Genomic DNA, 14,624 nt, shown 5'->3' on the forward strand with positions numbered 1-14,624 from the left:
TGTTATGAAAGACGTCGTTATTGTAGATGCAATTCGTACCCCAATGGGCCGTTCAAAAGGCGGTGCATTCCGCAATGTGCGGGCTGAAGATTTATCAGCAGAATTGATGAAAGGTTTATTAGCACGCAACCCAAATGTTGATCCAAACGAATTGGAAGATATTTACTGGGGCTGTGTACAACAAACTCTAGAACAAGGCTTCAACGTAGCGCGCAACAGCGCCCTGCTTGCTGGCATTCCACATCAGGTAGGTGCGGTTACCGTAAACCGCTTGTGTGGCTCTTCTATGCAGGCTATTCACGATGCAACGCGTGCCATTCAAACTGGCAATGGTGATATCTTTATCGCCGGTGGCGTTGAGCACATGGGCCACGTGCCCATGATGCACGGTGTTGATTTCCACCCAGGCTTGAATATGTCGGTAGCAAAAGCAGCTGGCTCTATGGGCTTAACCGCTGAGCTTTTGGGTAAGAAGTTTGGCATTACTCGTGAACAACAAGATTCCTTTGGTGCCCGCTCACATCGTTTAGCTCATGAAGCAACCTTGAATGGTGAGTTTGATAACGAAATATATGCTATCAACGGCCACGATGAGCATGGTGTATTGAAACGCTTTAAGCACGATGAAGTAATTCGCCCAGAAACAACTGAAGAAGCCCTTGCTGGCTTACGCCCAGTGTTTGATCCGGCAAATGGTACGGTAACAGCTGGTACTTCATCTGCTATTTCAGATGGTGCGGCGGCAACCTTGATTATGTCAGCAGAGCGTGCGAAGCAGCTCGGTTTAACCCCGCGCGTTCGTATTCGTTCCATGGCAATTGCCGGCTGCGATCCTTCTATCATGGGTTACGGCCCAGTTCCTGCTACTGAAAAAGCGCTTAAACGCGCTGGCTTAAGCTTAGCAGATATCGATTTATTCGAGCTGAACGAAGCCTTTGCTGCACAAGCACTTGCAGTAATGCGTGGCTTGAAGATGGAAGATAAGATGGATACACAGGTTAACTTGCACGGTGGTGCTATTGCACTTGGCCATCCTCTAGGGTGTTCGGGCGCACGCATCAGCACAAGCTTAATTAACCTGATGGAACAAAAAGATGCAACGCTTGGTTTAGCTACCATGTGTATCGGCTTGGGCCAAGGTATCGCTACCATTTACGAGCGTGTTTAACGCTTATATAGCGAGCTGAAAATCTGTATATCGATAAACGATATACATAATAAAAATCCCGCCATGCTTTTTGCCCTGGCGGGATTTTTTTATGGGTTGCTTAAGCCTATACTACCCATATTGTTGTTCGTTTCGGGTTTTGAATTATAGAGGTAGATCATGGCGCCGTTCAGTAACGCTGATTATCAGCTGGATACACAAGGCTTACGTTGCCCAGAGCCAGTGATGTTGATTCGCGGCAAGATTCGGCAGATGGAAAACGGTGAAACACTTCTAGTTTTAGCCGATGATCCTGCAACAACTCGCGATATACCATCGTTCTGTCGTTTTATGGATCATCAGTTGTTAGCCCAACAAATTGATGAAATGCCCTACCGATATCTAGTTCAGAAAGGCTTGTGATCTTATGTTCCATGTGGAACACCTATGTTCTATGTGGAACAAATAGCGGCCGGTTGAACCGGCTCTTACCTTAGCGAGAGCTTGATCTTAACTTAAAGCTTAAACTCCCAAAATTCAGCTTGGCCCATTTCAGGATCCAGCTGATAAGGTTTAAAACCAAACTTCAAATAGGCTAAGCGAGCTGGTTCGTTGCCGCTAAGTACTTCTAGGGTTAACTTCACACAACCCCGCTGCTTTGCTTTTTCGGCTGCAGCAGCAATAAGCTTCTGGCCAATATTCTGCCCCCGATAGCCATCACGAACCGCAATATCATGCAAGTTGCATACTGGCTTCGCAGCAAAGGTTGAAAAACCCTCAACACAATTGATTAAACCCACAGGTCCATCTGTTTCGTGCCAAGCAATAAAGCTATACACGGTCGGCCGAGCGGCCATCTCAGAAATAAGCTGCGCTTTAGTGGCTGCCGGAAGTGCTTCACCACCCCCCATCGGGTCTTGAGCATAATGATCCAACAGCTCAATTAATGCCGCCGCATGTTCCGAGTTTTCGTAATTAACTGCTTCTATTCGTAACATTTCTTATATATTCCCTTTTATTCATCTTCTTATGCCACAATGCATGAAGAAGAATACCCTCACCGCAATGGAAATCGGGCTGCACAACCGATGCGGATAATATTAATAATATGAGGATAACAAAATGACTCTCGGAGAACGACTAAAACAACGGCGAAATGAGCTTGAATTAGCCAAACGTTCATAGTGCATAGGCCGATCAATGGCCTATTACAAGGCTTCGGTCTCGCCTTCGCTGTGTTTGGGATACTCGGGCTCTGGCGCGAACGTAAGCTCTACGTGCGTAGATAGCCATTCTTGTAAGGGCGTTCTTAGAGCCCGCAACAATAGATACATACCTACATGATTGAGGCGCGGCACCGTTATAAGCTGCGCCTCAATATCGGTGAAAGGCTCAAGCGAAACAAGAAATTCTGGATGATCTGGATATGGCGAAAGCTGCACCCGTTCCTCTTCCTTCAGATTGAAGCCTGCTCGGAGTTTTTCATAATCTACAATATCATCTACTTCTGAAGCCGCTATAACCATAGGCGTTGAAGCCTCGGATATGCGTTTATAAAAATCGAGTGCTTGCTCATTTACTTCGCTTGCTACAATAACTCGTTCCAGCGCAGTTGAAAATCGCTCATCAGAAATAAACCAACGTACACGCCAATCTTGTGCTTTCACCTGCGAAAAAACACTTGTGGCATGTTCACGAAAGTTATTCATCGGTGCTACAAGCATCAAAGCCGCCGGCTGAATATCGGCTTCTATGAGTTCTCTTTCGATTTCCGTTGCTGATAACACCCCCATGGAAAAGCCCAACAAAATAATGGGCCGATCAGGATATTCAGATTTCAATAATTCGGCAACAATAGCGGCATGATTCAAGCCAAATTGCATTGGCTGGTATTCTGTAGGGCCCGGCAACACAATTGGTTGAATCCCCATGTGGCGGAACCATGTTGCCCAAGGTGAAATGGTCTGCGTTGCTTGCAATCCATACCCCGGTGAAATAACCGCAATAGGCGCATTATCTGCAAGCTCTGGGAACTTAAATTCTATGCGCTCATTTAGGGAAAAATTGGCTTTGTTTTTGCTAGTTAGCTCTTCTTCGTTGTTGGTTTGATTGCCCACATTACTTGCAGAATCAGTTTGGCTACTTGTGTTCGTAAAGGTAAAATTTTGCTCGGTAATATTTATGAGTTCACCGTCATGCTCCACTTTGAAATCGGCTAAATCATAGTAGGTTAAACATCCTTGTGGCTTTGCGCTATTCACTGAACTGAAGCTCGTTGAGCAAAATTCAAATCGGTTTGCTGAATAATATGCATTTAAATCGCCCAATCCTGTTACTACAGGGGTGGTGGTCAAAATACGTTTTTCAACTATACCAGTGCATCCGCTTAATAGTATTACCGTTATTACCAGCGTTAACGCTCGATCTATAGAACCATATTTTTTCATTACGAATGTTCCCTATTCAAATTGTTAATCTCCCATAATCGAAACTAACATATTGAGCATGTTCCACATGGAACACTATTTCACATTACGGAAATCACAATCAACCAGATGGTCGTTAACCATCCCAACCGCCTGCATAAATGCATACACTATCGTGGGCCCAACAAAATTAAATCCCGCTTTCTTTAGTGCCTTCGACATCGCTTCTGATTCTGTTGTGCTGGTTGGTACATCGGTAAATTTTTCCGGAGAATTTATAATCGGTTCACCGCCGACAAAACTCCAGAGAAACTCGCTGAAGTCCTTTTCTTGATCCACCAAACTCATATATCCATCAGCGTTGCGGAATATTGATTCAATTTTTAGTCGGTTACGAACAATATCTTTGTTCTGCATTTGGGTTTCGATAAAGCGCAGCCGTTTATCGCCTTTTATGTCACTTAATGCTTCTGGATTAAGATTGAGGAACGCTTGCTCGTAGCCTGCCTGCTTCCGTAAAATGGTAATCCAACTCAACCCGGCTTGTTGGCCATCAAGGCAAAGCTTGGCAAAGAGTTCATGGCTGTTGTATACAGGCTTACCCCACACTTTATCGTGGTATTCTTGGTAATCTTCGGCATTACCACACCAAGGGCAGCGATTAATTTGCGATTTGCTTCGATCCATAGCGTTTCTCCCTATAAATTGGTGGTTTGCTCAGGGTATAATCACATAAACCCACATCGCTAGAAATAGAGTTAGCGTACATTCGGCCGAATTAAGTGGAAATCCCATGGAAAAATTTGATGTAAAAACGTTTCAAGGCCTTATTCTTGCCTTGCAAGATTATTGGGCCCAACAAGGTTGCGCTATTGTGCAGCCACTCGATATGGAAGTTGGCGCTGGCACATTCCACCCAATGACATTCTTGCGTTCGCTTGGCCCAGAGCCAGCAAGCTTTGCTTATGTACAACCGTGCCGCCGCCCTACTGATGGCCGCTACGGTGAGAATCCAAATCGCTTGCAACACTATTATCAATTCCAAGTGATCATGAAGCCTTCGCCCTCCGATATTCAAGAGCTTTACTTAGGGTCGTTAAAGCTACTGGGCTTCGATCCGTTAGTACATGATATTCGCTTCGTAGAAGATAACTGGGAATCGCCAACACTTGGTGCTTGGGGTTTAGGTTGGGAAGTTTGGCTTAACGGAATGGAAGTAACCCAATTCACGTATTTCCAGCAAGTGGGTGGCATTGAATGCAAGCCGGTTTCCGGTGAAATCACTTATGGGCTCGAACGGCTCGCAATGTACATTCAGGGTGTTGATAGCATTTACGATCTCGTTTGGACAACCGGCCCGCGCGGAACCATATACTATCGCGATGTATTTCATCAAAACGAAGTTGAGCAATCGACTTACAACTTCCAATATGCAGACGTACAGGTGCTATTTAGCCGCTTTGATTCTTGCGAAAAAGAATGCGAGTTGTTAATTGCAAATGGCTTAGCGCTTCCCGCATACGAACAAGTAATGCGCGCCTCGCATGCGTTCAACTTGTTAGATGCACGCCAAGCAATATCGGTAACTGAACGCCAGCGCTATATCTTGCGGGTGCGCACAATGGCCAAAGCATGTGCCGAAGTTTACTACGCTACTCGCGCAGAACTGGGCTTTCCACTGGCTGAGCCAGAGCTTGCTAAAGCAGCGATAGCACAATACCAAAGCAGCAAAAAAGGAACATAGCATGCATCAGAAAAACGATTTACTGATCGAGCTTGGCACCGAAGAGCTGCCACCAAAATCATTGAAGAGCTTGAGTGAAAGCTTCAGCAACAGCATTGTTAGCCAATTGGAAGAAGCGCGTTTAAGCTTCGCTACCGTGCGTTCGTTTGCTTCTCCGCGCCGCCTTGCCGTTCTGGTAAGCAATGTTGAAACGGCTCAAGCCGACGAGGTTGTGGAAAAACGCGGCCCGGCAGTTGCAGCCGCGTTTGATGCCGAAGGCAACGCCACAAAAGCAGCGCAGGGCTGGGCGCGTGGTATGGGCATTACCGTAGACCAAGCCGATCGCCTGAAAACAGATAAGGGCGAATGGTTGATGTATAACGCCACTGTGCCAGGCAAGCAATTAAGCGAATTAGTACAAGGCATGTTGGAAGTGGCCGCGAAACAACTTCCGATTCCGAAAACCATGCGTTGGGGCTCAGGTGATTATCACTTTATACGCCCTCTTCATCGCCTTACAGTTTTGCTCGGCGGCGATGTTTTGCCTGCAAACCTGTTTGGTATTACAAGCAACAATAAGGTGACCGGGCATCGTTTTCATCACCCAGACGATTTAACCGTTAACCACGCCAGTGAATATGCCGAAACCTTAAGAGAAGGCTGGGTAATTGCAGATTTCGCGGAACGGCGCGAAACGATACAACAGGCAGTTATCGATCTTGCAGCTGCGGAAAATGGCATTCCAGTGTGGGATGAAGATCTTATCGATGAAGTAGCCTCATTAGTTGAATTTCCGGTGGCTCTCGTAGCGGGCTTTAGTGAAGCCTTTTTATCAGTTCCTAAAGAAGCTTTGATATACACCATGAAAGATGACCAACGCTATTTTCCGCTTATCGATAGCAACGGTAACTTACTTCCGCGCTTTATTTTTATCACGAACATTCAAAGCAAAGATTCAGCTCAAGTGGTTTCCGGGAATGAAAAAGTTATTCGCCCTCGCCTCGCTGATGCCCAGTTCTTCTTTGATACTGATAAGAAAACTAAATTAGCGGACCGTTTAGCTAAACTCGATTCTGTTTTGTTCCAAAAAGAGCTCGGTAGTGTAGGTGATAAAGCCCGGCGTATTGAAGCAAATGCTGGCTCCATCGCTGATGCCTTAGGTGCGGATTCAAAATCAGCGGCTCGCGCCGGGTTATTGGCTAAAGCCGATTTAGTTTCCGGAATGGTTATGGAGTTCCCGGAAGTTCAGGGCGTAATGGGAATGCATTACGCGCGCAACGACGGTGAATCTGAAGTTACCGCACAAGCCATCGAGGCGCATTACCGCCCGCGCTTTGCAGGTGATGAATTGCCTAATTCACCTGAAGGTTGTGCAGTTGCCTTGGCGGATAAGCTCGATACCTTAGTTGGCATATTTGGAATTGGCCAAACACCAAAAGGCGATCGTGACCCATTCGGTTTACGCCGTGCTGCAATCGGCATGATTCGTATCTTGGTTGAGAAGAAACTCGCACTCGATTTAGTAAGTTTAGTGGATATCGCAGTTAAGAGTTACGGTTCAATTATCAAGAACCCGAGTGAAGTTAACGAGCAAGTTGTTGATTTCCTCCTCGGCCGTTTTCGCGCCTGGTATCAAGAACAGAACATAAGTGTTGATGTTATTCAGGCCGTGTTGGCTCGCCGCCCTACTATTGCACTCGATTTTGATAACCGCGTAAAAGCAGTGGCCGAGTTCCGTGCGAACCCGCAAGCCGAAGCACTGGCAGCAGCCAACAAACGCGTGAGTAACATTCTTGCAAAAGCCGAAGGGGATATTGGCTCAGTAGATAAAACCTTACTCGCCGAAGATGCCGAAATAGCGCTCTACGCCGCTTTAACTGATATCCGTGATACGGTTAGCTTGGCAGCTACAAACGGCGATTACAGCGCTGCTTTGAGTGCTTTAGCAACACTTCGCGAGCCTGTGGATACGTTCTTTGATTCAGTGATGGTAAATGCTGATGATATGAAAGTGCGTAATAACCGTTTGGCGCTTTTAAACGAGTTACGTAACGAGTTCTTAAAGGTGGCTGATATTTCGTTGCTTCAATAGAAGAAGGCTTAAGAGCCTTATTCAGAGAAACGGCAGGCCAGAAGAAACAGAAGAACTAGAAGAACCAGAAAGAAGAATGCAGTTAGTTATTTCGCTAACTGCACTTTTTTTATATCCTTTATTCATACCAGTAACGTATAAATTCCGAAGCGTTCACTACAGATCAATCACTGAGGTACACCAACTATGGCCTTTCTTGTTTATATTTTTGCTTTTTCTGTGTGTATTTGGGTGGGTGTTAACGCCGGAGAATTAAAACATTACGCGCTAGGTTTGCTCACCGCAGGGCTTGCGCCGTTCTTACTAGTATTCATTTTCAATTTGATCTATCAGCTATTTTTTTCCAGCCAACCAGAGCCAGAAATACATACTGATTCAGCATCTTTGGCTACCGTGTTATATGCCTTCTTAGCTGCGCCCGGTTCCATTATTTCATTAGTCGTTTTTCACATGGCTCGCAATCAACAGAAAAATAGCACGCACAAAAAAGCCTGAGCTAGCTTTCGCTTTAATCAGGCTTTTATTTACTATTTCATTATTAGCAATTACCCATGCAACTCATTCTTGCAAAGTCCTTTCAAGGCTCGCTAATCGCGAGCCTTGGTATTACCTTTTACGCAAGTACCTATTACACATCTAAGTTCGCTACTTTTAGTGCATTACTTTCGATAAATGCACGGCGCGGTTCAACATCATCACCCATCAGTGTTGAGAATAACTGATCTGCACCAATCGCATCTTCAATCGTTACCTGCAACATACGGCGTGATTCTGGGTCCATTGTAGTTTCCCACAATTGCGAAGGGTTCATTTCTCCGAGCCCTTTGTAGCGTTGCACATAAAGGCCGCGTTTAGATTCGCTAATTAACCATTCAATTGCTTCAACGAAATCCTCAACAGGCTGAACTTTATCGCCCCGTTGAACATACCCGCCATCTTCAACTAAACCATTAATATCAGTACCTACATTAGCTAGGCGATCATAATCACGTGAAACCAAGAACTCATAAGTTAACGGGTAATCCGTAAACACACCATGGCGGCGCAAGCGAATTGTTGGTAAATAAACACCACGGTCCTCATTATGAGTAACTAACACTTCATAAGAGGCCGAATCTTTTTCTTTATCCATCAAATCATTTGTGAAGTTCTCTGCCCATGTTTTCACATAAGCTTCATCTTTCATGTTTTCTGGAGTAAGGCGTTCGGCATATACCAAGCGCGCGAGCATGTGCTTCGGTAATAAACGGCTCAGGCGCTGAATAGTATCCATAGCGAACTGATAATCTCGAACCATCTTTTCAAGCGCCACGCCGGCGATACCTGGAGCTTCTGCATTTACATGCAATGAAGCGCGGTCGAGTGCCAACGTAGTTAAATACTGAATTAAACCTGGATCATCTTTAATATAGTTCTCTTGCTTACCTTTCTTCACTTTATAAAGCGGTGGCTGGGCAATATAGATATACCCACGCTCTATCAATTCCGGCATTTGGCGGTAGAAGAACGTAAGTAGCAAGGTACGAATGTGCGAACCATCCACGTCGGCATCTGTCATGATAATTATGCGGTGATACCGAGTTTTATCCGGATTGTATTCATCACGGCCGATACCACAACCCATTGCTGTAATCAGCGTTGCTACTTCTTGTGAAGAAAGCATTTTATCGAAGCGCGCTTTCTCCACGTTAAGAATCTTACCTTTTAGTGGAAGAATTGCTTGGTTCTTACGGTTACGCCCCTGTTTCGCAGAACCGCCCGCAGAATCTCCCTCCACAATATAAAGTTCTGAAAGTGCAGGATCTTTCTCTTGGCAATCTGCAAGCTTACCGGGCAAGCCGGCTAAATCAAGAGCGCCTTTACGACGAGTCATATCCCGAGCTTTCCGCGCAGCTTCACGAGCACGCGCTGCATCAATAATTTTTTGAACAATCACTTTAGCATCCGTTGGGTTTTCCAACAGGTAGTTCGCTAAGTGCTCATTCATTGCTTGCTCTACCGCAGTTTTCACTTCTGAAGAAACTAATTTATCTTTGGTTTGCGAAGAAAACTTAGGATCAGGAACTTTAACCGAGATAACGGCGGTTAAACCTTCTCGAGCATCATCACCAATTGCGCTTGTTTTTGCCTTCTTGGTATAACCCTCTTGCTCCATATAGGTATTCAGCGTGCGCGTGAGCGCGGAGCGGAAGCCAGCCATGTGCGTACCACCATCACGCTGAGGAATCGTGTTGGTGAAGCAGTAAATGTGCTCTTGGAATGAATCATTCCACTGCAAACCCACTTCTACGCAAATACCATCTTCACGCTCAATAGAAAACTGAAACACTTTTGGGTGAATCGGTAATTTTTTATCATTTAGGTAGCTTACAAAGGCAGCTATACCACCATCATATTTGTAGTGGTCGCGGCGGCCAGAACTTTCATCAATAAGGTGAATCGAAACCCCGGAGTTCAAGAACGATAACTCACGAACGCGCTTCGCTAAAATATCGTAATGAAATTCTGTTTGCGTAAAGGTTTCATGGCTTGGCCAGAAACGAATTTCTGTACCGGTTTTATCAGTATCGCCTACCGCTGCAATATCAGCATCTGGGTTGCCATGAGTATAGGTTTGTTTCCAGATTTTGCCGGTACGTTGAATAGTAAGCTGCAATTTTTGCGATAACGCGTTTACAACCGAAACACCTACACCGTGCAAGCCACCAGAAACTTTATAAGAGTTATCATCAAACTTACCACCCGCATGAAGAACGGTCATGATTACCTGAGCAGCAGAAACGCCCTCTTCTTCGTGCATATCAACAGGAATACCACGGCCATCATCTCGCACAGAAACCGAACCATCTGTATGCATGGTTACATAGATCTCGTTGCAGTGGCCCGCTAGCGCTTCATCGATTGAGTTATCCACCACCTCGAATACCATGTGGTGTAGGCCTGTACCATCATCGGTATCACCGATATACATTCCCGGACGCTTACGAACGGCGTCTAAACCTTTTAAAACTTTAATATTCGACTGATCGTAGTTACTAGCTGACATAAATTATTCCTGTTTAATCATTTTTGATTGTTCCCTGTTCCACGTGGAACAATCGGGCTTCGGTGCTCTGAAAACGGCTTTTAAGTTCTTCTTGATGTATTGCCGTAACAAACACCTGACTTCCACTCTGCACTAATGCATCACAGAATTTCTGTTGATTTTCGCTATCGAGCTCAGCTGGAAGGTCATCCACTAAGATGACACAAGGCTCACCACGATGCGAGAAGTAATCAGCACTTTGCACTAAGCGAAGTGCTGCTACCAATAACTTTAGTTGCCCTCGTGATAATCGCTCACGAGCATCTATTCCATCAGCCCGAATTTGCCATTCCGCTTTATTTGGGCCTACACTGGTAAAACCTTGGCGCTTATCTAGCTCTAACTTATCGCTCAGTGCTTCTAACAAACTCAGTTCATCAGACCAACCCTGCAGCAACTTAAATTCAAATTCATACTGCGGCAAAAATGTTTGGCAGTAGCTATTCAGTTGGCTATTCAACCCGTTTAAGTAACTCCGCCTCGCAGTAGTTACCGCTTCACCTGCCTCAGCTAATTGCTTATCCCAAAGTGCGCCGCCTTGGCTTTCATAAACACGTTGTTTTAATAACGCATTACGCTGCTTTAATAATCGAGAAAACGTAAGCCAGTTAGGATAATACGATTGTTCCACATGGAACAAACCCCAATCCATAAACTGCCGCCTAAGCTTGGGCCCTTCGGTAACTAAAGCTACACCCTCTGGTGTTATCAATTGTACCGGCATCAACCTAGCAAGCGCGCTAAATTTACGTTCGTTTTCACCGTTGATACGTATTTCCGTATCGCCATTACGCTGCCTACGAAAGCCAACTTTTAGCTGTTCATCCTTTGCTGCTGAAGAAGATTGTACTCTTGCAAACAATGTAAACGCATCTTTCTCATCTTGCACTACTTGGCGAGATTGATGGGTTCGAAACGAACGCCCAAAACCCAAGCTATATATCGCCTCTAAAATACTAGTTTTACCGCTGCCGTTCTCGCCACCAATAATATTAATACCAGCCGCCGGCTCTAGCGCTATCGTTTCAAGATTACGAAAATGCGAAATCGAAAGCTGGGTTAATTGCATATACTTCGCAACGCGCCCTACAGGCGCATTGGCATAACAACATAAAGGGCACCATCATCGGCATTATCTTCAACAATGGCACTACTATTTGGGTCGCTCAACGTGAGCTTCACCTGCTCGCCTTGAATTGCATTAAGCACATCTTGCAAGTAAGTAACGTTAAACCCAATTTCAAACGATTCTCCCGAGTAATCAACTTCCAAGCGTTCTTCTGCTTGTTCTTGCTCTGGGTTGTTGGCCGTAAGCACAACTTCGTTTGGCGAGAGCGCCATACGCACACCGCGGAATTTTTCGTTCGATAGAATTGAAGCACGCACACAGGATTGGCGCAGTAAATCACGATCCGCAACTACGATACGATCACCGCCTTGTGGCAGCACTCGGCGATAATCGGGGAAGCGCCCATCTAACAACTTACTGGTGAATGTCATGTTTCCGGTAGTTACACGAATATGGTTCTGGCCTAGCGAGAGTGATACCGGAGCATCATCATCGCCTAACAAGCGAAGAAGCTCAGAAACCCCTTTACGCGGAACAATCACTTGCTTGTGCGGCAACGCGCTTTGCTCTAACGAAACGGCCGAAAGCGCTAAACGGTGGCCATCGGTAGCAACCGTGCGCAGCACATCATCGTTCACTTCAAACAGCATGCCGTTCAAATAATAACGAACATCTTGGTTCGCCATCGAAAAATGCGTTTTTTCCATTAAATCTTTCAAATCGCCTTGCGCCATTTGAATTTGAATTTCACTTTCCCATTCGTCAATATTCGGGAAATCGCTAGCTGGCAAGCTACTTAGTGTAAATCTGCTTCGGGAAGCCCGCACTACCACTTTATCGTCGGAAGCCTCAAATTTAACATCCGCGCCTTCAGATAACGAACGCACAATATCCAATAGCTTTTTCGCTGGCACCGTAACTTCGCCAGGCGTTGCGCCTTCCAATTCAATTTCAGAAACCAATTCAACTTCTAAATCGGTTCCTGTCATGCGCAGGCTATCTTCAGTAACTTGAATTAATACATTACTTAAAATTGGCAACGTATTCCGGCGCTCTACTGCTCCGCTAACGACCTGTAACGGCTTGAGCAAGGCATCACGACTAATAGTGAATTTCATGCGGCTAACTCCCCTTATTATTATTTCGTTAACTGCAGCATCAAACCGATAACGTTCGGTTCAAGTTGCGATAATCTTCTTGGATTTCGTGATCCGATTCAATTAGCTCTTTTACTTTACGGCATGCGTGCAGCACCGTAGTGTGATCGCGGCCACCAAAGGCATCGCCAATTTCCGGCAAACTATGGCTAGTTAACTCTTTCGCTAACGCCATTGCAACTTGCCTGGGCCTTGCCACCGAGCGAGTACGCCGTTTTGAGGTTAAATCCGATACCTTTATATTGTAATACTCGGCCACGGTGCGCTGAATATTATCGATGGTTACTAAGCGCTCTTGCGCCGCAATTAAATCGCGCAGTGCTTCTTTCACAAAATCGATAGTGATATCGCGGCCGGTTAAAGTAACGTTGGCAATAACACGGTTCAGTGCGCCTTCAAGTTCACGAACATTTGAGCGTAAACGCTTGGCGATAAAAAAGGCCACTTCATGTGGTAATTTTGTTTTCCGCTCTTCCGCTTTACGCTCAAGAATAGCAACACGTGTAGGTAACTCTGGCGGCTCAATGGCTACGGTTAACCCCCAACCAAAGCGTGATTTCAAACGCTCATCCACACCCTCAATTTCCTTCGGGTAAACATCGCTGGTTAATATAACCTGTTGATTCCCTTCAAGAAGCCAGTTGAACGTATGGAAAAATTCATCTTGAAAATGATCTTTTTTAGCAAAGAATTGCACATCATCAATTAGCAGCGCATCAACACTGCGGTAACTTTCTTTGAAGCTATCAATTTTATTGTGCTTCATGGCATACACCATATCTTGCACAAAACGTTCAGCTCGCAAATAAAATACCTTCGCATCAGGCTTATTCGCCAAAATACCATTACCAATCGAATGCAATAAATGGGTTTTACCTAAACCTGTGCCGCCATATATAAACAACGGGTTGTAAGCCTTACCCGGGTTTTCAGCTACCTGCGATGCCGCGGCACGCGCTAACTGATTCGAGCGGCCTTCCACGAAGTTATCGAACGTGTACGTAGGTTGTAAATTACTGTGCTGTAACGAAATGGGCCGATCAATGGGATTAGTTAATACTTGCGGCGTATATTGTTGGCGGCCATTGCTATTGCCGTTCGCAGCCGCAGAATTTTCGTTAGGTTTATTGGTATCTTGCGAAGCGTTCGAGGCGGTGCCTGTACCATTCGCAGCTGCCGGTGTTGATGCACCACCATTTATAGGCGCTGGCTTGCGCGAACCACCCACTCGCAATTCAACGTTCGGAGCTTGCTCTCCAGATGAACTGCGTAAAAAGGTAATGATTTGCTTGAGATATTTATCTTTTACCCATTCCACCACGTAAGTGTTAGGCGCATACAGGAATAGCGTGTTCTGCTCTAGATCAGCCTGCAATGGGCGAATCCAAGTGTTGAACTGTTGTGCCGGCAGCTCGTTTTGTAAACGCGCCGCGCAATCGTTCCACAGTGAATTACTCACAGATCACCCCATCTACTCCTGTATTTTATTGAATTAGTTCTTATTATTCGTGCGCTTAAAACGCACGAATCCTGCGCACCGTTCGTGATCATATACAATGCGCTGATCCCGTTACAGATCAAGGCCCTGATCGTTCTTCCAGACGACCTCAAACCCGACTCTTCATTCTACGTAAAATACCCGTAGTACGCCAGTATTTTGACCCCGAAAATGTAAAGTTATCCACAGGCCTTTTTTAGCGATTATATTTGACAGCGATCCTTTTTATGGGTAGAATCCGCGCTCATTTTGAACTCAGATCAGCTACGGAAGAACAGCTATGAAAAGAACATTTCAACCAAGTGTATTAAAACGCAAGCGTACTCATGGCTTCCGTGCACGTATGGCAACTAAAAATGGGCGTCAAGTCCTTGCTCGTCGTCGTGCAAAAGGACGTAAGCAACTAGCTGCTTAAACGAATCGCTTC

12 protein-coding genes and 1 pseudogene are annotated in these 14,624 nt (G+C 45.5%); 6 read left to right on the forward strand and 7 right to left on the reverse strand.

Annotation, left to right across the window (positions count from 1 at the left end; all coding sequences use genetic code 11):
* Positions 1–4: 4 nt before the first annotated feature.
* Both fadA and tusA read left to right on the forward strand, forming a co-directional pair.
* Positions 5–1,168 carry an acetyl-CoA C-acyltransferase FadA gene (gene fadA, locus A28LD_RS02645; protein WP_007419513.1) on the forward strand — a complete coding sequence of 388 codons (1,164 nt, stop codon included), beginning with the start codon at positions 5–7 and terminating at the stop codon, positions 1,166–1,168.
* Positions 1,169–1,327: 159 nt separating this feature from the next.
* Positions 1,328–1,570, forward strand: coding sequence for a sulfurtransferase TusA (gene tusA / locus A28LD_RS02650; protein ID WP_007419514.1), 243 nt, complete (start codon positions 1,328–1,330; stop codon positions 1,568–1,570).
* 92 nt (positions 1,571–1,662) lie between these two features.
* Here tusA and A28LD_RS02655 read toward each other — a convergent pair whose 3' ends face one another.
* The 3 genes from A28LD_RS02655 to A28LD_RS02665 form a co-directional block, all read right to left on the reverse strand.
* On the reverse strand, positions 1,663–2,145 hold the full coding sequence (locus tag A28LD_RS02655) for a GNAT family N-acetyltransferase (protein ID WP_007419515.1): 483 nt from the start codon (positions 2,143–2,145) through the stop codon (positions 1,663–1,665).
* Between the two features lie 210 nt (positions 2,146–2,355).
* Positions 2,356–3,594: an alpha/beta hydrolase gene (locus A28LD_RS02660; protein ID WP_007419516.1), complete on the reverse strand. Its 1,239-nt coding sequence runs from the start codon at positions 3,592–3,594 to the stop codon at positions 2,356–2,358.
* 75 nt (positions 3,595–3,669) lie between these two features.
* Positions 3,670–4,260, reverse strand: coding sequence for a DNA-3-methyladenine glycosylase I (locus A28LD_RS02665; protein WP_007419517.1), 591 nt, complete (start codon positions 4,258–4,260; stop codon positions 3,670–3,672).
* Positions 4,261–4,366: 106 nt separating this feature from the next.
* Here A28LD_RS02665 and glyQ point away from each other — a divergent pair, with 106 nt between their 5' ends.
* The 3 genes from glyQ (at position 4,367) to A28LD_RS02680 (ending at position 7,883) form a co-directional block, all read left to right on the forward strand.
* Positions 4,367–5,317, forward strand: coding sequence for a glycine--tRNA ligase subunit alpha (glyQ, locus tag A28LD_RS02670; RefSeq protein ID WP_007419518.1), 951 nt, complete (start codon positions 4,367–4,369; stop codon positions 5,315–5,317).
* Position 5,318: 1 nt separating this feature from the next.
* Positions 5,319–7,388, forward strand: coding sequence for a glycine--tRNA ligase subunit beta (gene glyS / locus A28LD_RS02675; RefSeq protein WP_007419519.1), 2,070 nt, complete (start codon positions 5,319–5,321; stop codon positions 7,386–7,388).
* Between the two features lie 186 nt (positions 7,389–7,574).
* Positions 7,575–7,883: a hypothetical protein gene (locus A28LD_RS02680; RefSeq protein WP_007419520.1), complete on the forward strand. Its 309-nt coding sequence runs from the start codon at positions 7,575–7,577 to the stop codon at positions 7,881–7,883.
* A gap of 133 nt (positions 7,884–8,016) precedes the next feature.
* On the opposite strand, the gene gyrB is transcribed toward A28LD_RS02680, so the two are convergent.
* The 4 genes and pseudogenes from gyrB to dnaA all read right to left on the reverse strand — a co-directional run.
* Positions 8,017–10,434, reverse strand: a complete 2,418-nt coding sequence (gene gyrB / locus A28LD_RS02685; protein ID WP_007419521.1) for a DNA topoisomerase (ATP-hydrolyzing) subunit B — start codon at positions 10,432–10,434, stop codon at positions 8,017–8,019.
* Between the two features lie 13 nt (positions 10,435–10,447).
* Entirely contained in the window at positions 10,448–11,542 is a 1,095-nt protein-coding gene (gene recF / locus A28LD_RS02690; protein WP_007419522.1) for a DNA replication/repair protein RecF, read from the reverse strand.
* 17 nt (positions 11,543–11,559) lie between these two features.
* On the reverse strand, positions 11,560–12,660 hold the full coding sequence (gene dnaN, locus A28LD_RS02695) for a DNA polymerase III subunit beta (protein WP_007419523.1): 1,101 nt from the start codon (positions 12,658–12,660) through the stop codon (positions 11,560–11,562).
* A 40-nt stretch (positions 12,661–12,700) separates the two neighbouring features.
* Positions 12,701–14,134: pseudogene (gene dnaA, locus A28LD_RS02700) on the reverse strand (chromosomal replication initiator protein DnaA); the annotation flags it as partial.
* A 343-nt stretch (positions 14,135–14,477) separates the two neighbouring features.
* On the opposite strand from dnaA, the gene rpmH reads away from it, so the two are divergent.
* A complete protein-coding gene (rpmH, locus tag A28LD_RS12125) occupies positions 14,478–14,612 on the forward strand; it encodes a 50S ribosomal protein L34 (protein ID WP_007419525.1) in 135 nt (44 codons plus the stop codon).
* Positions 14,613–14,624 lie beyond the last annotated feature (12 nt).

This window comes from Idiomarina sp. A28L (assembly GCF_000218785.1).
GTDB lineage: Bacteria > Pseudomonadota > Gammaproteobacteria > Enterobacterales > Alteromonadaceae > Aliidiomarina.

What these genes read in the sequence shown, in the direction of transcription:
- recF (WP_007419522.1), bottom strand. Translation starts at nt 11,542, where the DNA reads ATGCAATTAACCCAGCTTTCGATTTCGCATTTTCGTAATCTTGAAACG.
- fadA (WP_007419513.1), top strand. Translation starts at nt 5, where the DNA reads ATGAAAGACGTCGTTATTGTAGATGCAATTCGTACCCCAATGGGCCGT.
- A28LD_RS02680 (WP_007419520.1), top strand. Translation starts at nt 7,575, where the DNA reads ATGGCCTTTCTTGTTTATATTTTTGCTTTTTCTGTGTGTATTTGGGTG.
- rpmH (WP_007419525.1), top strand. Translation starts at nt 14,478, where the DNA reads ATGAAAAGAACATTTCAACCAAGTGTATTAAAACGCAAGCGTACTCAT.
- glyQ (WP_007419518.1), top strand. Translation starts at nt 4,367, where the DNA reads ATGGAAAAATTTGATGTAAAAACGTTTCAAGGCCTTATTCTTGCCTTG.
- tusA (WP_007419514.1), top strand. Translation starts at nt 1,328, where the DNA reads ATGGCGCCGTTCAGTAACGCTGATTATCAGCTGGATACACAAGGCTTA.
- dnaN (WP_007419523.1), bottom strand. Translation starts at nt 12,660, where the DNA reads ATGAAATTCACTATTAGTCGTGATGCCTTGCTCAAGCCGTTACAGGTC.
- gyrB (WP_007419521.1), bottom strand. Translation starts at nt 10,434, where the DNA reads ATGTCAGCTAGTAACTACGATCAGTCGAATATTAAAGTTTTAAAAGGT.
- A28LD_RS02665 (WP_007419517.1), bottom strand. Translation starts at nt 4,260, where the DNA reads ATGGATCGAAGCAAATCGCAAATTAATCGCTGCCCTTGGTGTGGTAAT.
- A28LD_RS02655 (WP_007419515.1), bottom strand. Translation starts at nt 2,145, where the DNA reads ATGTTACGAATAGAAGCAGTTAATTACGAAAACTCGGAACATGCGGCG.
- A28LD_RS02660 (WP_007419516.1), bottom strand. Translation starts at nt 3,594, where the DNA reads ATGAAAAAATATGGTTCTATAGATCGAGCGTTAACGCTGGTAATAACG.
- glyS (WP_007419519.1), top strand. Translation starts at nt 5,319, where the DNA reads ATGCATCAGAAAAACGATTTACTGATCGAGCTTGGCACCGAAGAGCTG.